Genomic DNA, 20,127 nt, shown 5'->3' with positions numbered 1-20,127 from the left:
CCTCAGCTTGTGCTGCAGGAGACCGACGGCCAGGTCCATTGACCGTTGGCCATGATGGTGACGCCGAAGTTGTTGCCGCTGCCGTTCGGTTTGCCGACCATCACGTACTGGCTGGGCCAGGTTGCGTTCACGTTCCAGGTCGAGCTGATCGTTGCCGGCGACGGGACGTTCATGGTCACGGTCCAGTTGCTGGAACCGGACACCGCGACGTTGAGGTTGTAGCGGTCGCTCCACTTCTGGCCCGCGGACAGCGTGGCCGTACAACCGCCACCGCCACCGCCACCGCCACCGCCACCGCCGCCACCGCCGCCGCCGCCACCGGAGCCCTCGCTGACCGTGATGTTCGAGCTCACGTTGCTCTGGTAGCCCTCGGTGGCGAGGATCTGGTAGTTCGGCGTGCCGATCTGCAGGCCGGCCGACCGCCATGCGTTGAAGTGGTTGGCCACGTTGATGGTGCCGCCCGTGCGCTTCTGCTGGCGGACGCTCCAGTACTGGTAGAACGTCGCAGTGCCGATGATCGACGGCTGATTGACCCGCTGGGTGCGGTAGATGTCGTAGGTGCTGCCGTCGGACGTGACCGAGCCGAGGCGCTGGGCGCCGGTGCTCGGGTTGTAGTTGCCGAAGTTCTCGACCACGTAGTACTCGATGAGCGGGTTGGTCGTCCAGCCGTACAGGGCGAGGTAGCAGTTGCCGCCGCAGTTGAACGAGCCGGAGTAGTTGACGGTGTGGGTGGTCGAGCCGGGATTCCAGCCCTTGCCCACCACGGAGTTGTTGATGCCGTTCATCTGGACGCTGTAGCTGCCGCCGGCGCCCAGATTCATGGTGACGTTGCCGCTGTCCTTCCAGTAGGAGAAGAAGTAGCCGTTGTGGGTGCCGGTCGTGTTCGACGTGACGGTCCGGTCGGACTCGGCGTGGGCGGTGCCGGCGACGAACACTGTGACGGCGGCGAGCGTGACGGCGCTGGCCGCGCTGATGAGCAGCCGGAGCCGCCGGCGCCGGTGGCCGCCGGGTTGAGCGGGTGTGTCGTGCATGGGTGCGTCCTCCTCGGTTGGGCGGGCGAGGTCGCTCGACGAGTACCAAGGCACCGAGGGCTCGTCCGTGCGGTTGGCGGCCGACTGGACTATCGATGCCGATCGAACGATGAGCTAGCGAGATTATGAGCAGGGGATCGCCGGTCTGGCAAGAATTATCGGAAGACTTCCGGATGTACTTGTAGGCGCAGTCGAAGCGCTTGCGTCGTATAAGTACAGCTCAAGCCAGTCGCGCAGCCCCTGCGTGCGGCGAGGCGCGGCGCGTTGAGGCACTTGGTGCCATGCAAAGCGGCGAAAGTTTCGAGTCGCTTTCGGCCGTTTGGGGGACCATGTCGTTCGCGCGTGGGGGTGTCAGATGGCCGAGCTCACGCGCGGCGCCGGAAGCGGACTGGTCGCAGCGGTCGCCGCCGCGTATCGGGCGGCCACGGCCCTCAGGCCCAACGGCTCCGCGCGGACGTGCCCTTGGACCCTGCCCCGGCGGTGCCGGCCGGTCCTACGTTCGGGCTGTGACGTTGTGGTGACAGGACGAAGGAGGCCTGTGATGAGCCGTTGGGACGTCGCCGATGTGATGACCGTCGGCGCGGTGTCGGTGCAGGAGGACACGCCGTTCAAGGAGATCGTCGACCTGCTGGAGGCGCACGAGATCAACGCGCTGCCGGTGGTCGACGCGTTCGACCGGGTGGTCGGGGTGGTCTCCTCGGCCGACCTGATGGCGAAGATCGAGTTCGCCGGCGACGACGACCGGGTCCGGTTGTTCGAGACCCGGCACACCCGCCAGGCGCGCGGCAAGGCGCACGCCACCGCCGCGGGTGAGCTGATGCACGCGCCGGCGGTGACCATCACCGGCCGCGCCTCGCTGCCCGCCGCCGCCCGCGTCATGGAGTCGGCCGGGCTGAAGCGGCTGCCGGTCGTGGACGACCTGGGCCGCCTCGTCGGCATGGTGACCCGGCGGGACCTGCTCAAGGTGTTCCTGCGCTCGGACGAGGACATCCGCCGCGACATCCAGGACGCCGCGCTCGCGGGCCTGGTCGGGGTCGACCACTCCCAGTTGCGGGTCGAGGTCGACGACGGCGTGGTGACGCTGCTGGGGCAGGTCGAGCGCGCCTCGCTGATCCCGTCGGTGATCCGGCAGGTCGAGCGGACCGACGGCGTGGTCGACGTCGTCAGCCACCTGTCCGCGGTGGTCGACGACGGGACCCTGCCGTATCAGGCCCCGGTCATGTTCTGAAGCCGTGATCACCGCAGCTGGTGCACCTTCGGTGGGCGCGGCGGGCGAGCTGGTCGGACCCATGGACGAGCTGCCGCCGGGTGACCTCCCGGCCCGGGAGGCCACCCGGCGGCCGCGCAGATCCCGCATCGGCAGCTCGAACGGCGGTGCCCCCGCCGGTGCGGCCGGAGCCTCAGGCGTCCCGGCGCTCGTGCGCGATCAGCACCGGGCAGCCGGCGTGCTGCATGAGCTGCTGCCCGACGGAGCCGAGCAGCAGGCCGCCGAAGCCGCCGTGGCCGCGGCTGCCGACGACGACGAGCTGGGCGGTGTGCGAGACGCCGACGAGCACCTTGGCCGCCCGGCCGGCGGCGACGAGCGCCGCGACCCGCACGTCCGGGTGCTTCTGCCGCCACGGCGCCAGCGACGCCTGCAGGGCCGCGCGCTCGAACTCCTCGACGTCGGGCAACGGCAGTGACGGCTGGGCCGGTGTCACGTGGGCCCGGACGGCGACCAGTTCGGCGCCGCGGTCGCGGGCCGCCTCGAAGGCCAGCGCCAGGGCCTCCTCGCTGGACGCGGAGCCGTCGACGCCGACGACGACCGGTCCGTCATCGGCCGCCGCGCGGCCCCGCACCACGGCCACCGGGACGTGTGCGTGGGTGGCGACCTGCTGGCTCACCGAGCCCATCACCAGGTTGGCCAGGCCGCCCGCGCCACGGCTGCCCACGACCAGCAGCCGGGCCCCGGCATCGCCCAGGTCCAGCAGTGTCGCGGCCGGCAGGGCGTCCACGCTGAGTCCGATGACGTCCAGGCCGGGGACCCGTTCGCGAACCGAACCGGCGATCTGCGCGACGAGCTCCTCGGCGGCCTCCCGGGCCGCCTCGGTCTGCTCGGCGAGCGCGGCGTAGTAGGCGCCCGGCCACACGATCTGATACGCATTGACAATCTGCAGCTGGGCGCCGGTGCGCCCGGCCTCGTCGGCGGCCCACTCGACCGCCCGGCGGGCCGGCTCGGACCCGTCATAGCCGACGATGACCCGCGGCGGGTCGACGTTGACATGCATCGCTACCTCCTCGAAGTGCTCGCCTTCAGGTTCGGGCGGACCCGGCCGGCGGGCCAGGGACCTCCGGGTGCCGACGGCGGGCCGGAAGTCCCGTGCAGCGGGTGTCGGAGCCGGTGGACCCGGCGGCGTGCGGCCGGTACGTCCTGGTGCGGCGGGCACCCTGGCTGCGGTAGTGCGGCCGGTGCACCGTCCGCCGGCCCGCGACCTCACTGGCAGGTGATGCCGGCATCTCCAGGCCGGCCGCACCATGCCGCCCGCCGTGGGTGAGGAGCGACACCACGCACGGATCGGTCAGGGCCGCTCTCGGCTCAGTTTGAGCAGCAGCTCGGCGAGCTCGGCGGGCATGGTGATCATGCAGTCGTGGCCGGTCGGCAGCTCCCACACCTCGTCCGCCGGCGGCACGGGGCGCCGCGGCGGGGCGTCGGCGGTGCAGTGGATGTGCGTGCGGGGGATCGCGTGCGCGGCGGGATCGTCGAAGGCGACCGGCTGCTGCAGGCAGCGGACCGGCTGGTCGGAGAGCATCGTGTCCAGCCAGGCGAGGTCGGCCGGGTCCGTGACGCCGAAGGAGCGGGACATCGGCGGGATGCGCCACGGTGTACCGCTGCGCGCCGCCTGGTCGATGAGGTGCTGGGTGGCCGGCATGACGTCGACGGCGCTCTCGCCGTCGCGGGGGGCCATGGCATCGAGGAAGACGAGGCGGGCGATCGTCCGCGGCACGCGGTTCGCCGCTGCGGTGATGACCATGCCGGCGTAGCTGTGACCGACGAGGATGACGTCCTCCAGGTCGTCGAGTACGCGCACGACGTCGTCGGTGTGCGTGTCGAGCCCCACCTCGGGGCCGAGCAGGTGGATGCGGTCGCCGTAGCCGGTCAGCGTCGGCGCGATAGCTCGGTGTCCGGCGGCGGTCAGCCGCGGCACGACGCGGTCCCAGGCCGCCCCGCTGTGCCATGCGCCATGGACGAGTACGTACGTGGACATGCCTATCCTTCGGTGTGTGGGGGAGCTGCCCCCATGCTCGGACAGGCGTCACGCACCGGGCAATATGGCACATTCCGGTGCCTCGGTTCTCTGGAGGTAACCATGCGCAGCGGATGCCGCCCGCTGATCGAGGACAAGTGGTCACTGCTCGTCATCGCCCTACTGGGCCCCGGGCCGAGAAGGTTCACCGAGCTCAAGCGCGGTCTGGACGGCATCAGCCAGCGGATGCTGACGGTTACCCTGCGCAATCTCGAGCGCGACGGCATCCTCGTGCGCACCGTGCTCGAGGTCATGCCCCCGCACGTCGAGTACCGGCTCACCGAGATGGGCGTCACCCTGCTCGAGGCGGTCGAGCCGATGATCGCCTGGGGGAGGGAGAACGTCGCCCGGGTCGAGAGCGCCCGCGCCGACTACGACGCCCGGACCGCCGTGGCGTGAAGCGCGCACAACCCGGCATCCGATCGAAGCGGTGCGGAAATTGTCGGGCGATCGAGGTCGATGCCGTCGCACGATGGGGGGCGTGGACGACACGACCCTGGTATCCCGGTTTCTTCGCGACGGCTTCGTGAAGGTGGAGGGTGCCGTCGCGCCGCGGGTGGCCGCGGACTGCGCGCGGCTGCTCTGGCGGGAGACCGGCTGTGCACCGGACGACCCGGCGACCTGGACGCAGCCCGTGCACTGGGTGGCCGGCATGGCGCAGGGGCCGTTCGCCGCCGCGCCCAACTCCCCGTTCCTCCATCACGCATACGACCTGCTCGTCGGCGCCGGACGCTGGGAGCCGCGCTACTCGCTGGGCACGTTTGCGCTGCGCTTCCCGCACGAGCAGGAGCCGGACGACGCGGGCTGGCACATCGAGGGCAGCTATCTGCCGGAGGGTGAGAGCTGGTACTTCACCAATCTGCGCTCACGCGGCCGGGCGCTGCTGATGCTGTTGCTGTTCAGCGAGGTCGGCGAGCAGGACGCCCCGACCCGCATCCGGGTCGGGTCACACCTCGACGTGCCGAAGGTGCTGCAGCGATACGGGGAGGACGGGGCGAGCGGCCTCGCCCTCGCGCCCGAGCTCGTGGCGGCCTCCGACCACCGGCCGCTCGCCCTGGCCACCGGTTCCCCGGGCGACGTCTTCCTGTGCCACCCGTTCCTGGTCCACGCGGCGCAACCGCACCACGGGGTGCGCCCGCGCTTCATGGCCCAGCCGCCGCTGCTGCCGGCCGCGCCGTACGAACTGGAGCGCGCCGACGGCGCGTACTCGCCCGTGGAGATCGCGATCCGCCGGGGACTCGGACACGAAACCCCCGCCGGGTAGCCATGGCACGCGCGGCAGGCGCCAGGCGGGTGAGTGGCCGCAATGCGCGGTTCCAGGAGTGGGAGGCTCTCCTGGGCAACCGGGCCAAGCGGCGGCGGCGCGGTGAGTTCCTCGTGCAGGGCGTGCGGCCGATCACCCTGGCCGTCGCCCGCGGGTGGCCGGTCCGGGAGCTGCTCTACGACGCCGGCGCTCGGCTGTCCGGCTGGGCCCGCGAGACCCTGGACACGGTCGGGGCCGAGCGGATCGCCGTCTCCTCCGAGCTGATGCGGGAACTGGGCGGGAAGGACGACGCGGCTCCCGAGCTGCTGGCCGTGGTCGCGATGCCGGAGGACGACCTGGGCCGCATCCCGGTCGGGCCGGCCATGCTCACCGTCGTGTTCGACCGGCCCGCCAGCCCCGGCAACATCGGGACCCTCGTGCGGTCCGCGGACGCCTTCGGCGCCTCCGGTGTCATCGTCACCGGGCACGCCGCCGACGTGTACGACCCGAAGGCGGTCCGGGCGAGCACCGGCTCGCTGTTCGCCCTGCCCGTGGTCCAGATGCCCTCGCACCAGGCCGTGCTGTCCTGGGTGGCCGGCCTCCGCGCCGACGGCATCGCCATGAGCATCGTGGGAACCGACGAGCGCGGCGCCCTGGCCGCCGCCGACTACGACTTCACGCGGGCCACCCTGGCCCTGATCGGCAACGAGACCACCGGCCTCAGCTCCGGCTGGCGCGCGGCCTGCGACCAGTTCGTCCGGATTCCGATGGTCGGGTCCGCCAGCTCCCTGAACGCGGCGAGCGCCGCGACGGTCGTGCTGTACGAGTCGGCGCGCCAGCGAACCGCGGCCGCCTGGCACGGCTGACCCGGCGAGCAGCCTCGCCGCCCGGCTGTCTTCGTCCTGCGGCACCAACCTCGCGCCTGCTCTTCGTGTCGCGCGACGAATCTCGGCCCCTGTGACGTTGCCTATATTTCACCCACTCGTAGGCGGCGTTGCTAAGGAGCTGGGCTCATGGTGCGCACAACGAACGGCCGCACGGCCGTTGCAACCCTCGCCGCGTTGGCACTGGGCGTCTCCGCCGCCGGCTGTGGCGGCTCGCCGGGCGGCGACCGGGGAGCCAAGGGCGACGGCACGGTCACGATCGCGGTGAACGGCGATCCGGGCACGCTGAGCCCGATGCAGACGCTGGTCGGCACCGCGCTGTCGATCAACCGGTTCGCGTACGCCTCGCTGGTGTCCATCGGCGCGGACGGGCAACTGCAGCCGGCGGTCGCGACGAAGTGGACCGCGACCGCGACCTCGGCGACGTTCACCATCCGCGACGGGGTCACGTGCCAGGATGGCAGCCGGCTCACCGCGGCCGACGTGGCCGCGGAGTTCAACTACATCGGCGACCCGGCCAACAAGGTGCCGCTGATCGGGCTGACGGTCCCGGGCGGCGCGAAGGCCACCGCGGACGACGCCGCGAACACCGTCACGGTGACGGCCCCGTCCCCGGCGCCGTTCATCGTCCAGAACACGGCGCTGCTGCCACTGCTGTGCCAGAAGGATCTCAAGGAACCGGCGGCGCTGGCCAAGGCCTCGGCGGCGACCGGACCGTATCAGCTGAGCGAGGCCGTGCCGGGCGATCACTACACCTATGTGAAACGCGCCGGCTACACCTGGGGCCCGGGCGGCGCCACGAACGCCGACATGCCCGCCAAGGTCGTGTTCAAGGTCATCACCAACGAGACGACCGCGGCCAACCTGTTGCTCAGCGGACAACTCCAGGTCGCCCAGATCCTCGGAGCCGATGGCGACCGGCTCGACGCCGCCCGGATGCAGCACCAGGACGCCGGCCTCCTGTTCGGGCAGCTGATCTTCAACGAGGCCGGCGGCCACGTCACGGCGGACGAGCCGGTCCGCCGGGCGCTGGTCCAGGCGGCCGACCTCAAGCAGCTCGGATCGGTCGCGACGAGCGGCCGGCCCGCCGACCCCAAGCACATCGGCGAGCTCGACCCGGCCCCGTGCGGCGACGACGTGGTCTCGGGCAACGTGCCGCCGCACGACGCCGCGGCCGCGGCCGCGGCGCTGACCGGCGCCGGCTGGGCCAAGGACGGCGGCGGCATCTGGGCCAAGGGTGGCAAACAGCTCACGGTCGGCTACCTGTACTCCACGGCGATGGGCCCGGCGGTGGCCTCGGCGAGCGAGCTGGCGGCCAAGCAGTGGACCGAGTTCGGAGCGAAGGTCGTCAGCCGGGCCGTCGACCCGGCGAACCTGATGAGCACGCTGTCGGGCGGCGACTGGGATGTGGCGTGGCAGCCGTTCAACGTGTACTCCCCGGACCAGCTGGTGCCGTTCTTCTCCGGCCCGCGCCCGCCGCAGGGCAACAACCTCGCGGGCATCGCCAACCCGGACTACGACGCCGGGGTGCGGCAGGCGATGGCGACGCCGGGAGCCGACGGATGTCCACTGTGGACGAAGGCCGAGTCGGCGTTGGTCAAGCGGCTCGACGTGGTGCCGTTCGCGATGAACACCACCCGGTACTACGGCAAGGGCGTCACGTTCCAGGCCGACGGCGCGGGCGTCGTTCCCGGCACCCTGCGGGCCGGCGGCTGATGTCCTTGACCGTCGCGGTGCGCGCATCCGAGGGCGCGCGCACCGCAATCCGGCACCACCCGTGGGCCGCGTTCGTCCTGCGCCGGACCGGCCGGCTCGCGGTGTCCCTGTTCGTGCTCGTCACGGCGTCGTTCGCGATGATCCACCTGATCCCCGGCGACCCGGTCAGGGCGGCGCTCGGGCCGTCCGCGGACCCGGGCCTGGTCGCCGCGCAGCGCCACGCGCTCGGGCTCGACGAGCCGCTGCCGGTCCAGTACGCGCACTTCCTGGGCCAGCTGTTCACCGGGCGGCTCGGCGACTCGATCAGCAACCAGATGCCGGTGTCCGAGGTGATCGCCGACCGGCTGCCGAACACGCTGTCGATCGCCGTCCCGGCCTTCTGCCTCATCATGCTGCTGGCGATCCCGATCGGGATGGGCGCGGCGGTCTTCACCAGGGACGGCCGCCGGCGCCGCGCCGAGCTCGGCTTCGCCGCCGTGACCGGTGTCGTCTCGGCGGTCCCGGAGTTCCTCCTGGCGGTCGGGCTGGTCGCGGTGTTCGCGGTGGCGTGGCCGATCCTCCCCGTGGCCTCGCAGGACGGCCCGCTGTCGTACGTGCTGCCGGTGCTCTCCCTGACGATCGTCCCGGCCGCGGCGCTCGCCCGGATCGTGCGCGTCGAGGCGCTGCGCGTGCTCGGCGAGGACTACATGCGCACCGCGCGGGCCAAGCGGCTCCCGGCGCGGCTGCGGTACCTCCGCCACGCTCTTCCCAACCTGCTCACCGCCTCCCTCACGGTCGGCGGGCTGCTGTTCACCTCGCTGATCGCCGGTACCGTCCTCGTCGAGAGCGTCTTCGCCTGGCCGGGCCTGGGCTCGACGATCGTCCAGGCGATCACCGCCCACGACTACCCGCTCGTGCAGGGCGCGGTGCTCGTGTTCGGCCTCGGCGCGCTGCTCATCACGTTCCTGGTCGACGTCGTGGTCGCGGCCGCCGATCCACAGTCCACGATCCGGGGGAACTAGCCGTGCGGCACCGGCCGGGCCACAGATTGGGGCACACGCTGTGCACGCCGGTGGGCGTGGCCGCCGCCGTGGCGGTCGTGTTCCTCGTGCTGGTCGCGGTGTTCGGCCCGATGCTGCTCGGCGCGAGGGCGGATGCGGTCGACACCGACGCGATCAACCAGAACCCGGGCGCCGGCCACCTGCTCGGCACCGACGCCCTCGGCCGCGACATCGCCGCCCGGGTCGTGGTGGCCACCCGGCTCTCGCTGGAGCTGGCGCTGGGCGCCGCGGCGATCGGGGTGACCGGCGGCGCGCTGCTGGGCGTCGCCCCGGCGCTGTCCGGCCGGCGGCTGGGGCGGCTGCTGACCGCGGCGGTCGGCATCCTGGTGGCCTTTCCCAGCCTGTTGTTCGTGCTCTTCCTCGCCACCATCTTCGGCGTCGGGGCCCGGGGCGCGATGCTGGCGATCGGGCTGGCCCTGGTCCCGCCGATGGCGCGGCTGGTGCAGAACCTGACGGCCTCGGTCGCCGGCTCGGACTACGTCGCGGCGGCCCGCGTGCTCGGCGTCGGCCGCTGGCGCATGATGACCCGGCACCTGCTGCCGAACGTCGCCGAGCCCTGCCTGCTGTTCGCGACCGGCGCCACGGCCGGGTCCCTGGTCGCGTTCGCCGGGCTGTCGTTCCTCGGGCTCGGCGTGCAGCAGCCCGACTACGACTGGGGCCGGCTGCTCAACGAACAGCTCAACCGCGTCTACGTCAACCCGCTCGCCGCCCTCGCCCCGGGCGCGGCGATCGTCGCCACCGGGCTGATGCTGGCGCTCGTCGGGGAGGCCCTGGCGCACGCCGGCGGCCGGCGGGCGGGCGGGGCGGCACCCAGGTCCGGCCGCCCGTCCGGCACCGTGACCGCGAGCCGGAGCATCGCCACCGACGTCGAGACCCTGGTGGAGGTGCGGGACCTCACCGTCGGGTTCGGGGCCGGCCGGGCCGCGGTGCGCGGGGTCTCCTTCCGCATCGCGCGGGGCGAGGCGGTCGGCCTGGTCGGCGAGTCCGGCTCCGGCAAGAGCCTCACCGCGCTCGCCCTGGCCGACCTGCTGCCGGCGACCGCGACCGCCACGGCCGACACCATGGTCGTGCCGAAGGCCGGCACCGAGACGGCCGTCGTGTTCCAGGACCCGATGACCTCGCTCAACCCCGCGCTGCGCGTCGGCCGGCAACTGGCGGAGGTGGCCGAGGTCCACCGGCGCGCCCCGCGACGCCAGGCGTGGCGGTCGGCGGTCGAGCGGCTTACCGCCGTCGGCATCCCCGGGGCCGAGCGGCGCGCGCGGCAGCGCCCGCACGAGTACTCCGGCGGCATGCGCCAGCGCGCCATGATCGGCATGGGCCTGATGGGCACGCCGCGGCTCATCATCGCCGACGAGCCGACCACCGCGCTCGACGTCACCGTCCAGCGGCAGGTGCTCGACCTGCTCGCCGGGGTGCGCCGGGACAGCGGCGCCGCGCTGCTGATGATCTCCCACGACCTCGGCGTCGTGGCGCAGGTGTGCGACCGGGTGCTGGTCATGTACGCCGGCGTCATCGTCGAGGAGCTGCCGGTCGCGGACCTGTTCACCGGCGCCCGGCATCCCTACACCCGCGCGCTGGCCCGGGCGGTCCCGACGATGTCCACCGACCTCGAGGCCGAGCTGGCCACGATTCCCGGCCGCCCGCCGCAGCCGGGGGAGCGGATCGTGGGCTGCCCGTTCGCGCCGCGCTGCGCCCGCGCCGCCGACCGCTGCCGGAGCGAGGCGCCGCCGACCGAGCGCCGCGACGACGGCGAAGGCAGCGTGGCCTGCTGGTTCCCGGTGATCGCGCGGAAGGAGACGATCGGATGAGCGCCCTGCGGGTGCACGAGCTCACGGTCCGGTACGGCCGGATGACGGCCCTGGACCGGGTGAGCCTGCAGGTCGAGCACGGCACCGTCACCGGGGTCGTGGGCGGCTCGGGCTCCGGCAAGTCCACCCTCGGCCGGGCCGTCGTCGGGCTGGCCCCCGTCTCCGGCGGCCGGATCCTCGTCGACGGCGCCGACGCGAAGACCCTCCGCCGCCGCGGCGCGCACCCCGTGCAGCTGGTGTTCCAGAACCCGTACGCGTCGCTGGACCCGCGGATGACCATCGGCGCGTCGGTCGCCGAGGCCCTGCCGCGGATGCCCGGGCCGCGGCGGCGGGACGAAGCGGCCCGATACCTCGACCTCGTCGACGTCGACCCGGCCTACCTCACGCGCACCCCCGACACGCTGTCGGGCGGGCAGCGGCAGCGTGTCGCGCTGGCCCGGGCGCTGGCGGCCCGGCCGCGGCTGCTGATCGCCGACGAGATCACCTCGGCGCTCGACGTGTCGGTCCAGGGAGCGGTCCTCAACCTCCTGCGCCGGCTGCAGCGCGACGCGGGGTTCGCGATGCTGTTCATCTCCCACGACCTCGCCGTGGTCCGCTACCTCTGCGACCGGATCGCGGTGCTGGACGAGGGGCGGCTCGTCGAAAGCGGCCCGGCGCACGAGGTGCTGCGCGATCCTCAGCATGAGACCACCCGCACGTTGCTCGCCAGCATCCCGGCCCGACCCCCGGTGCCCGCAGACCAGGAGGCCGCGGCATGACCCGTTCGATGACCCCGGACGACCTCTACGACCTGCGGCTGCCGAGCGACCCGCAGCTCTCGCCCGACGGCGAACGGGTCGCCTACGTGCTGACCGGGGCCGACCGGGCCGCGGACGACACGACCGGCGAGGTGTGGGAGGTGCCGGTGACCGGCGGGGCACCGCGCCGGCTGACCGAGGGGCCGGCCGACGCCGCGCCGCGCTGGTCGCCCGACGGCACGACCCTCGCGTTGCTGCGGCACGGCGGGCTGTGCACGCTGCCGGCCGACGGCGGGGAGCCCACGCGCCTCGCCGGCCAGGGCGCGCGGTCGCCCGCCTGGAGCCCGGACGGCACGAGGATCGCGTTCGTCGCCCCGGCCGGCGCGCCCGACCGCACCGCGCCGGTCGTCATCGACCGCCTCGACTACAAGACCGACGGCGCCGGCCGCACCGCCCCGGTCCGGACCCACCTCTTCGTGGCCGACGTCAGGACCGGCGAGGTCGTCCAGGTCACCGCCGGGGACTACGACGCGGCGTTCCCGGTCTGGTCGCCCTGCGGCGCGCGCCTCGCCTTCGCCGCCGCCATCGGCGAGCAAGCCGACCTCTCCACCGCCAACGGCCTCTACGTGGTCGAGGTCGCCGACGCGGGCGCGGGACGGACCGCCGAGCCCCGCCTCGTCGGCTCCGCGACCGGCATCGCCATGCCCTGCGCCTGGTACGCCGACGGATCCGCGCTGCTGGTCGTCGGCCGGGCCACGGCCGACATCGGCATCCTGCGCCTGATGCGCCAGCCGCTCGCCGGCGGCCCGGCCGAGGTCCTCACCGCCGGCCTGGACCGCAACGTCATGTACGGCCTGCCCGGCTACCCCGGCGCCGTCCCGTGCTTCGCCGGCGCCGACGTGCTGTTCGCGGCCCGCGACCGCGGCGTCTCCCGCCTCTACCGGCTCCGCGGCGGCACCGCCGAGCAGATCCCGCAGACTGCGGCGTTCGGCGTCAGCGGGCTCTCGGTCGCGCCCGCCTCCGGCCGGGCCGTCACCGTCGTCGCCGACCGGGCGCGGTTCGGCGAGATCGCCGTCGTCGACCGGGCCGGCGAGGTCACCGTCCTGACCGACCATCAGGCCCGGTCGCTGCCGGACGTCGAGCTGATCGGCTGCACCGAGCGGGACTTCGTCATCTCCGACGGCACACCCGTGCACGGCCTGATCATCCGCGACCCCTCCGCCCCGCGCGGCGGCCCGCTCCTGCTCGACGTGCACGGCGGCCCCCACAACGCCTGGGCCGCACACGCCGACGCCGTGCACGTGTACCACCAGACGCTGGCCGCCCGCGGCTGGACCGTCCTGGCGCTCAACGTCCGCGGCAGCGACGGCTACGGTGAGGACTTCTACCGGGCGGTTGTCGGCGGCTGGGGCGAGCACGACGAACGGGACTTCCTCGAGCCGGTCGCGGCGCTGATCGCCGAGGGCCTCGTCGACGGCGAACGGGTCGCCGTGACCGGGTACAGCTACGGCGGCTACATGGCCTGCTGGCTGTCGGCCCGGACCGGCACCTTCTCGGCCGTCGCCGCCGGCGGTGTGGTCAGCGACCTGCTGAGCGTGTCCGGCACCTCCGACGAGGGCGAGGCGCTGGGCCGCCTGGAGATCGGCGGCGGCCGCGACCGGCTGGTCGAGCTCTCGCCCCTGACCCACGTCGACGGGGTGCGCGCGCCCACCCTCATCCTGCACGGCGACGCCGACGAGACGTGCCCCGTCGGCCAGGCCGAGCAGTGGTTCCACGCCCTGCGCACGCGCGGCGTCCCGGCCCGGCTCGTGCTCTACCCCGGCAGCAGCCACCTGTTCATCCTGAACGGACAGCCGTCGCACCGGGCCGACTACAACCAGCGGGTCGCCGACTGGGTCACCCGGCACATCAACGAACCCGAGGAGTGACAACCATGATGTACGCCGAGCGCCTCGCCGCGCTGATCAGCGAGCACCGGGTGGCCGGGGCGAGCCTCGCTGTGCTGCACCACGGCGACGTCGTCGCCGAGGCCGCCGCCGGGTTCGCCCACCGCGGCGCCGGCATCGAGGCCACGACCGACACGGTGTTCCAGATCGGCTCCATCACCAAGGTGTGGACCGCCACCGTCGCCATGCAACTGGTCGACGAGGGCGTGCTGGAGCTCGACGCGCCGATCCACCGGGTGCTGCCCGAGCTGCGACTGTCCACAGAGGAGCTGACGGAGGGCGTGACCGTGCGGCACCTGCTGTCGCACACCTCCGGCATCGACGGCGACTTCTTCGCCGACACCGGCCGCGGCGACGACAACCTCGAGCGCTACGCCGCGCTGCTGCGGGACGTGGCCGTGAACCACCCGCTCGGCGTGACCCAGTCGTACTGCAACGCCGGCTACAGCCTGCTGGGCCGCGTCCTGGAGGTCGTCACCGGCGTCCAGTGGGACCAGCTGATGCGCCAGCGCCTCTTCCAGCCGCTCGGCCTGACCCACACCGGCACCCTGCCGGAGGAGGCGCTGCTGCACCGGGCGGCGATCGGGCACGGCGGCGAGCCGCTCACGCCGGTGCCGATGTGGGGCCTGATGCGCTCCGCCGGGCCGGCCGGCCTCATCCACGCCACGGCGCGCGACGTGCTGCGCTTCGCCAAGCTGCACCTGGACCGCGGCGTCACCGGGGACGGCACCCGGCTGCTGAGCGAAAGCTCCGCCGCGCTGATGCGCCAGCCCCAGGTGGCCATGCCCGACCCGTACGTGCTCGGCAAGCACTGGGCCCTGGGCTGGTTCCTCGACGAGTGGGACGGCACGACGGTGTACGGCCACGACGGCGGAACCATCGGCCAGTCGGCCTACCTGCGCGTCCTGCCGGAGCTCGACCTGGCCGTCGTCCTGCTGACCAACGGCGGCGGCTCGGCGGCGCTGTACCACGAGCTCTTCGCCGAGATCGTCCACGACCTGGCCGGCGTCACCATGCGCCCGGCCGTCGGTCCCTCGCCCGAGCCGCTGCCGTTCGACCCCGCGGACTACGTGGGCCGCTACGAGCGGGCCGGGCAGCACCTGGAGGTCCTGGAGCGCGACGGCAAGCTGTACCTCGTCTCGAGCAATGTCGGCCACCTGGCCGCCGTGGCCGGCGAACAGCGCACCGAGCTGGAGATGCACACCTTCGAGCAGGACGCCTTCGTGGTCATGCGCCACGACGTCGGCATCCACTTCCCGGTCGTCTTCTACAACCTGCCCGACGGCTCCCGCTACCTGCACCACGGCGTGCGGGCGACCCCGAAGGTCGCCTGACGTGCCCCACCCCCTCCAGGCGCTGCGGGTCCGGCTGCCGGACCTGCTCGCCGACCTGGAAGCGCTCGTGCGCGCCGAGTCGCCGACGGCGGACCGCGCGGCGGCGGCGCGCTGCGCGGACACGGTGGCGGCCCTCGGCGCCCGCCTGACCGGCGCCGAGCCCGAGCGCCTGGCCGAGGGCGGCGGCGCCCAGCTGCGCTGGCGCTTCGGCGCGGGGGACCGGGTCCTGCTGCTCGGGCACTGCGACACGGTCTGGCCGCTCGGCACCCTGGCGACCCACCCGTTCACGGTGGCCGACGGCCGGGTGACCGGCCCCGGCTGCTTCGACATGAAGGCCGGGCTGGTCCAGATGTTCCACGCGCTCGCGGTGCTGGACTCCCTCGACGGCGTGACGGTGCTCGTCACCACCGACGAGGAGCACGGCTCCCCGGACTCCCGGGACCTGATCGAGGCCGAGGCGCGCCGGGTCCGCGCGGCGCTGGTGCTGGAGGCCAGCGGACCCGGCGGCGCGCTGAAGACCGCCCGCAAGGGCATGTCCACCTACGACCTGCGGGTCGCCGGCCGCGCCGCACACGCCGGGCTGGACCCGCACCGCGACATCAACACGACGATGGAGCTGGCCCACCAGGTCCTGGCGATCGCCGGCATCGCCGACCCCGCGTCCGGGACCACCGTGACACCGACCGTCATGGCCTCGGGCACCACCCGCAACACGGTCCCCGACGCCGGCGTCCTCCAGGTGGACGTCCGCGTCGCCACGCTCGCCGAGCAGCACCGGGTCGACGCGGCGATGCGAGCCCGGCAGCCCGTCACGCCGGGCGCCCGGCTCGAGCTGGCCGGCGGCCCGAACCGGCCGCCGCTGGAGCAACGCGCATCCGCCGGCCTCTTCGCCCGGGCCGCACGGATCCACGAGGAGCTGGGGCTCGCAGCGCTGCACGGACTCGCCGTCGGCGGCGCCTCCGACGGCAACCTCACCGCCGGCGCCGGCACACCGACCCTGGACGGCCTCGGCGCCGTCGGAGGCGGCGCCCACGCCGACGACGAACACGTGTCGGTCGAGCACCTTCCGCAGCGCGCGGCGCTGCTTGCGGTGCTCGTGCGCGACCTCCTGGCGCCCGCTTCGAAGGACTGACATGACAGATCACCACCCCGACGTCGCCACGGCGACCCCGCCCACCGCCGGCGCCGAGCACCTCATCAAGGCCACGGCGCTGGCCCAGGCGACCGCGGACGCCGCCGGCATCACCGTCGCCGAGCTCGCCACGATCGAGCAGATGACCGAGGCCTGCGCGCTGCTGGACCACATCTGGCGGCCCGACCCCGGCGACCCGCTGATCACCCTGAAGCTGCTCAAGGGGCTGTCGCACTCCGGCAGCTACGTGGCGGGGGTCTTCGCCGACGGCAGGCTGGCCGGGGCCTGCGTGGGCTTCCTGGCGGCCGACGGCCTCCACTCGCACATCGCCGGCATCGACACCACGCTGCGCGGCCGCCACGCCGGGCTCGCCCTCAAGCTGCACCAGCGGGCCTGGGCGCTGCGCCGCGGCATCGGCCTGATCAGCTGGACGTTCGACCCGCTGGTCAGCCGCAACGCCTACTTCAACCTGACCAAGCTCGGCGCGGTGCCCACGCGCTACCTGGCGAACTTCTACGGCGCCATGCACGACGAGATCAACGCCGGCACCGAGACCGACCGGCTGCTCGTGCACTGGGACCTCACCCGGCCCCCGGGCGTCGCCCCGCCGCCGGTGGGCGGGGCGGTGGCCGGCCTCAGCGTCGGCCCCGACGGCGGCCCGGTCCGCGGCCGCGTCGACGGCCACCGCGTGCTGGTCGCCGTGCCGGACGACATCGAACGGCTGCGCCGCGCCGACCCGGCCGCCGCGGGCCGGTGGCGAGCCGCGACCCGCGAGGTGCTCGGCGGGCTGATGGACACCGGGCACACCGTCGCCGGCTTCACCCGCGACGGCCGGTACGTGATCGAAGGGCAGCAGAGGCGATGAGACTGACCGGCGTCGAGCTCCGGCAGATCGCGGTGCCGCTCGTGGCACCGTTCCGGACCTCGTTCGGCACCCAGCACGCGCGCGAGATCGTCCTGGTCCGCGCGGTGACGGACGACGGCGAGGGCTGGGGCGAGTGCGGGGCGATGGCCGCGCCGCTGTACTCCTCGGAGTACACGAAAGCCGTCGCCGACGTGCTGCGCGACTACCTGATCCCCGCGCTGGCCGAGGTGGCGCAGCTCGACCCGTGGCGGGTCGCGCCCGCGCTCGAGCCGGTCAAGGGGCACCGGATGGCGAAGGCGGCGCTGGAGACCGCCGTGCTGGACGCCTGGCTCCGCGCGCACGGCATCTCCTTCGCGACGTGGCTCGGCGCGACCCGGGAGCGGGTCGCCGCCGGCGTCTCGGTCGGCATCATGGACTCGATCCCGCGGCTGCTGGACGCCGTCGGCGGCTACCTCGCCGAGGGCTACGTCCGGATCAAGCTCAAGATCGAGCCGGGATGGGACATCGAGCCGGTGCGGGCCGTGCGGGAGCGCTTCGGCGACGAGGTGCTGCTGCAGGTGGACGCCAACACGGCGTACCGGGTCGCCGACGCGCACCACCTGGCCCGGCTGGACCCCTTCGGGCTGCTGCTGATCGAGCAGCCGCTGGACGAGGAGGACATCCGCGGCCACGCGAAGCTGGCCGAGATCGTGCGCACGCCGATCTGCCTCGACGAGTCGATCGTCTCCGCGCGCTCGGCGGCGGACGCGATCGCGCTGGGGGCCTGCTCCGTGGTGAACATCAAGCCCAGCCGGGTCGGCGGCTACCTGGAGGCCCGGCGCGTGCACGACGTGTGCGTCGCCCACGGCGTGCCGGTCTGGTGCGGCGGCATGCTGGAGACCGGCCTCGGGCGCGCGGCGAACGTGGCCCTGGCGGCGCTGCCCGGCTTCACGCTGCCCGGCGACACGTCCGCGTCGGATCGCTACTACGCCACCGACATCACCGAGCCGTTCGTGCTCGCCGACGGGCACCTCGACGTCCCGCGGGAGCCGGGGCTCGGCCGCGAGCCGATCCCCGAGCGGCTGGAGAGCGTCACGGTGACGAAGGAGTGGATTACCGTACGATCATGACATCCCCACGGGCCGTGCTGGGACGGATCCTCACCGACCTCGGCTCGACACTGGTCGAGCTGGTGGCCGGGCGCGCGGACCCCGACCGGCCGGTCACCGGGGTGCTCATCCACGACCCCGGCGACGAGTCGGCGCGGCTGCCCGGCGCCGTCGTGCTCGGCGTGGGCGTCTACGGCGCCGAACCCGTCGCCGCCCTCATCGGCCACGCCCGGGCGATCGGCGCGGCCGCGCTGGTGGTCCGCTCGCCGGTCGCCGCGGAGGGCCCGGTCGCCGAGGCCGCGGCCCGCCACGACCTGCCCGTGCTCGGGCTGACCCCGGGCGCGTCCTGGGCCCAGGTCGCGGCCCTGCTGCGCGCCCTGCTCGCCACCGACGAGGTCGGCACGGTCGGGCGCCCCGGCGAGCCCGGCGGCGACGACCCGCTGTCGGGAGACCTGTTCGCGATGGCGAACGCCGCGGCCGGCCTCGTCGGCGGCCCCGTCACGGTCGAGGACCGCGGCGGCCGCGTCCTGGCCTTCTCCAGCCGGCAGGAGGAGGGCGACGAGGCCCGCATCGCGACCATCCTCGACCGGCAGGTCCCCGCCGAGAAGCTGCGCGCGCTCGAGCAACGCGGCGACTTCCAGAATTTGTACCGCACCGACGGCCCCATCTACATCGACGGCATCGCGGGCAAGCCCCGGGCGGCGATCGCGGTCCGCGCCGGCGGGGAGATCCTCGGCTCGATCTGGGTCGTGGTCGACGGGCCGCTGTCCGAGGTCCAGGACCGGGCGCTGCGCGAGTCGGCCAAGCTCGCCGCCCTGCAACTGCTGCGCCGGCGCAGCAGCGCGGACGCCGAGCGCCGGCTGCGGGCGGACCTGCTGGCGACGGTGCTGGAGGGCGGCGCGGGCGCGTCCCGGGCCGCCGCCCGGCTCGGGCTGACCGGCGAGCCCGCGTGCGTGCTGGCCGTGCTGGCCGTCGACGCGAACCCGCCGCCCCGCGACCCCGCCCCGGCCGTCACGCCCGACCGGGTGGCCGCGGGCGACCTGCTCGCCGGGGCGCTGGCCCTGCACCTCAGCGCGATCCACCCGCGCACCGCCGTCGCGGGCCTCGGCGGCGTCATCTACGCCGTCCTGCCGACCACGTCCGAGGCGCGGGCCCAGCGCATCGCCGAGGAGTTCCTCGGCCGCATCGGCACCCGGGTGCCGGCCCTGATCGGCATCGGCCGGGTGGCCGAGCGCCCGACGGACCTGCGCCGCTCGCGCGCCGACGGCGACCGCGTGCTGCGGGTGCTCGCCCGGGGGCACTCCCGGCCACGGGTCGCGCGGCTCCCCGAGGTCTACGTCGCCTCCCTGCTGGAGGACCTCTCCGATCGCATCGCCGCCGAGGAGGGCGTTCCGGACGTCGCGGTGGTACGCCTGCGCGCGCACGACGCCCGCCACCAGACCGCGTTCACCGAGACCCTGGCGGCGTGGCTGGACAGCTTCGGCGACGTCCCCGCCGCCGCCGCGGCGGTCCACGTGCACCCCAACACCTTCCGCTACCGTCTCAAGCGGATCGCCGAGGTGTCGGGCATCGACCTGGCCGACCCCGACGACCGCTTCGAGGCGATGCTGCAGCTGCGGCTCGGCCTGGGCGAGCAGCCGACGTGACGGCCCAGGCTCCGAAACGGTGCCGCCCGGACGATCGCGTGCCTCGTCATCGGCTATCTGGCGCTGCGCCGCCGCGACATCACGGAGGCTGACCCACCATGAACCGCACCACGATGCGCACCCGCGTCCCCGGCCCGGCCGCTGCCGTCCTCGCCGTCGCGGCCGGCAGTGGCGGCGAACACGGTGCGGACCGGGTGCCGAGGCGACGGTGAGCGCCATGCGATCCGGCTCGAAGCGCAGCACCGAGGCGTGTGCCGGGGAGATGGTCCCGTGGCGCCAAAAGCGCTTATCCGTTCCCGTGCGGGGAAGATCGCACCTCAACCGGTGAGCGGCCCAGCCCCGCGCCGATCCGGCCACAAGGTGAGTCTCTCGT

The 20,127-nt window shown here is 73.8% G+C and carries 17 protein-coding genes; 14 read left to right on the top strand and 3 right to left on the bottom strand.

Features of this window, described 5'->3' with window-relative positions; genetic code table 11:
• Positions 1 to 2: 2 nt before the first annotated feature.
• Positions 3 to 1,031, bottom strand: coding sequence for a glycoside hydrolase family 11 protein (locus ACQP2P_RS26805; protein ID WP_433605244.1), 1,029 nt, complete (start codon positions 1,029 to 1,031; stop codon positions 3 to 5).
• A 541-nt stretch (positions 1,032 to 1,572) separates the two neighbouring features.
• On the opposite strand from ACQP2P_RS26805, the gene ACQP2P_RS26800 reads away from it, so the two are divergent.
• Complete coding sequence (locus tag ACQP2P_RS26800; RefSeq protein ID WP_433605242.1) at positions 1,573 to 2,259, top strand: CBS domain-containing protein; 687 nt, start codon at positions 1,573 to 1,575, stop codon at positions 2,257 to 2,259.
• Positions 2,260 to 2,431: 172 nt separating this feature from the next.
• On the opposite strand, the gene ACQP2P_RS26795 is transcribed toward ACQP2P_RS26800, so the two are convergent.
• The gene (locus ACQP2P_RS26795) at positions 2,432 to 3,298 is read right to left on the bottom strand and encodes a universal stress protein (RefSeq protein WP_433605240.1); all 867 of its coding nucleotides are present in this window, start codon (positions 3,296 to 3,298) and stop codon (positions 2,432 to 2,434) included.
• Between the two features lie 291 nt (positions 3,299 to 3,589).
• A complete protein-coding gene (locus ACQP2P_RS26790) occupies positions 3,590 to 4,276 on the bottom strand; it encodes an alpha/beta fold hydrolase (RefSeq protein WP_433605237.1) in 687 nt (228 codons plus the stop codon).
• A gap of 102 nt (positions 4,277 to 4,378) precedes the next feature.
• Here ACQP2P_RS26790 and ACQP2P_RS26785 point away from each other — a divergent pair, with 102 nt between their 5' ends.
• The 13 genes from ACQP2P_RS26785 to ACQP2P_RS26725 all read left to right on the top strand — a co-directional run bounded on the left by ACQP2P_RS26785 (position 4,379) and on the right by ACQP2P_RS26725 (position 19,754).
• Entirely contained in the window at positions 4,379 to 4,714 is a 336-nt protein-coding gene (locus ACQP2P_RS26785; protein WP_433605235.1) for a winged helix-turn-helix transcriptional regulator, read from the top strand.
• 82 nt (positions 4,715 to 4,796) lie between these two features.
• Complete coding sequence (locus ACQP2P_RS26780; RefSeq protein WP_433605233.1) at positions 4,797 to 5,579, top strand: phytanoyl-CoA dioxygenase family protein; 783 nt, start codon at positions 4,797 to 4,799, stop codon at positions 5,577 to 5,579.
• Positions 5,580 to 5,581: 2 nt separating this feature from the next.
• Positions 5,582 to 6,424: a TrmH family RNA methyltransferase gene (locus ACQP2P_RS26775; protein ID WP_433605231.1), complete on the top strand. Its 843-nt coding sequence runs from the start codon at positions 5,582 to 5,584 to the stop codon at positions 6,422 to 6,424.
• Positions 6,425 to 6,571: 147 nt separating this feature from the next.
• Entirely contained in the window at positions 6,572 to 8,158 is a 1,587-nt protein-coding gene (locus tag ACQP2P_RS26770; RefSeq protein WP_433605229.1) for an ABC transporter substrate-binding protein, read from the top strand.
• Entirely contained in the window at positions 8,158 to 9,159 is a 1,002-nt protein-coding gene (locus ACQP2P_RS26765; RefSeq protein WP_433605227.1) for an ABC transporter permease, read from the top strand. Before ACQP2P_RS26770 ends, ACQP2P_RS26765 begins: the two co-directional genes overlap by 1 nt.
• A 56-nt stretch (positions 9,160 to 9,215) precedes the next feature.
• Positions 9,216 to 11,006, top strand: a complete 1,791-nt coding sequence (locus ACQP2P_RS26760; RefSeq protein WP_433605225.1) for a dipeptide/oligopeptide/nickel ABC transporter permease/ATP-binding protein — start codon at positions 9,216 to 9,218, stop codon at positions 11,004 to 11,006.
• On the top strand, positions 11,003 to 11,764 hold the full coding sequence (locus tag ACQP2P_RS26755) for an ATP-binding cassette domain-containing protein (RefSeq protein ID WP_433605223.1): 762 nt from the start codon (positions 11,003 to 11,005) through the stop codon (positions 11,762 to 11,764). Before ACQP2P_RS26760 ends, ACQP2P_RS26755 begins: the two co-directional genes overlap by 4 nt.
• Complete coding sequence (locus ACQP2P_RS26750) at positions 11,761 to 13,671, top strand: S9 family peptidase (RefSeq protein WP_433605221.1); 1,911 nt, start codon at positions 11,761 to 11,763, stop codon at positions 13,669 to 13,671. The genes ACQP2P_RS26755 and ACQP2P_RS26750 overlap by 4 nt, the downstream gene beginning before the upstream one ends.
• Positions 13,672 to 13,676: 5 nt before the next feature.
• Positions 13,677 to 15,023 carry a serine hydrolase domain-containing protein gene (locus ACQP2P_RS26745; protein ID WP_433605219.1) on the top strand — a complete coding sequence of 449 codons (1,347 nt, stop codon included), beginning with the start codon at positions 13,677 to 13,679 and terminating at the stop codon, positions 15,021 to 15,023.
• 1 nt (position 15,024) lies between these two features.
• Positions 15,025 to 16,155 carry a M20 family metallopeptidase gene (locus tag ACQP2P_RS26740; RefSeq protein WP_433605217.1) on the top strand — a complete coding sequence of 377 codons (1,131 nt, stop codon included), beginning with the start codon at positions 15,025 to 15,027 and terminating at the stop codon, positions 16,153 to 16,155.
• Between the two features lies 1 nt (position 16,156).
• Positions 16,157 to 17,020, top strand: a complete 864-nt coding sequence (locus ACQP2P_RS26735; protein ID WP_433605215.1) for a GNAT family N-acetyltransferase — start codon at positions 16,157 to 16,159, stop codon at positions 17,018 to 17,020.
• Positions 17,017 to 18,129 carry an o-succinylbenzoate synthase gene (gene menC, locus ACQP2P_RS26730; RefSeq protein WP_433605213.1) on the top strand — a complete coding sequence of 371 codons (1,113 nt, stop codon included), beginning with the start codon at positions 17,017 to 17,019 and terminating at the stop codon, positions 18,127 to 18,129. The genes ACQP2P_RS26735 and menC overlap by 4 nt, the downstream gene beginning before the upstream one ends.
• Positions 18,126 to 19,754 carry a helix-turn-helix domain-containing protein gene (locus ACQP2P_RS26725; RefSeq protein ID WP_433605211.1) on the top strand — a complete coding sequence of 543 codons (1,629 nt, stop codon included), beginning with the start codon at positions 18,126 to 18,128 and terminating at the stop codon, positions 19,752 to 19,754. Before menC ends, ACQP2P_RS26725 begins: the two co-directional genes overlap by 4 nt.
• The last annotated feature ends 373 nt before the right edge of the window (positions 19,755 to 20,127 follow it).

This window comes from Dactylosporangium sp. CA-139114, from assembly GCF_050955725.1.
In the GTDB taxonomy this organism is placed as follows: domain Bacteria; phylum Actinomycetota; class Actinomycetes; order Mycobacteriales; family Micromonosporaceae; genus Dactylosporangium.
The sequence above is the reverse complement of the archived record's forward strand: the minus strand, read 5'-3'. Positions and strand labels throughout refer to the sequence as shown.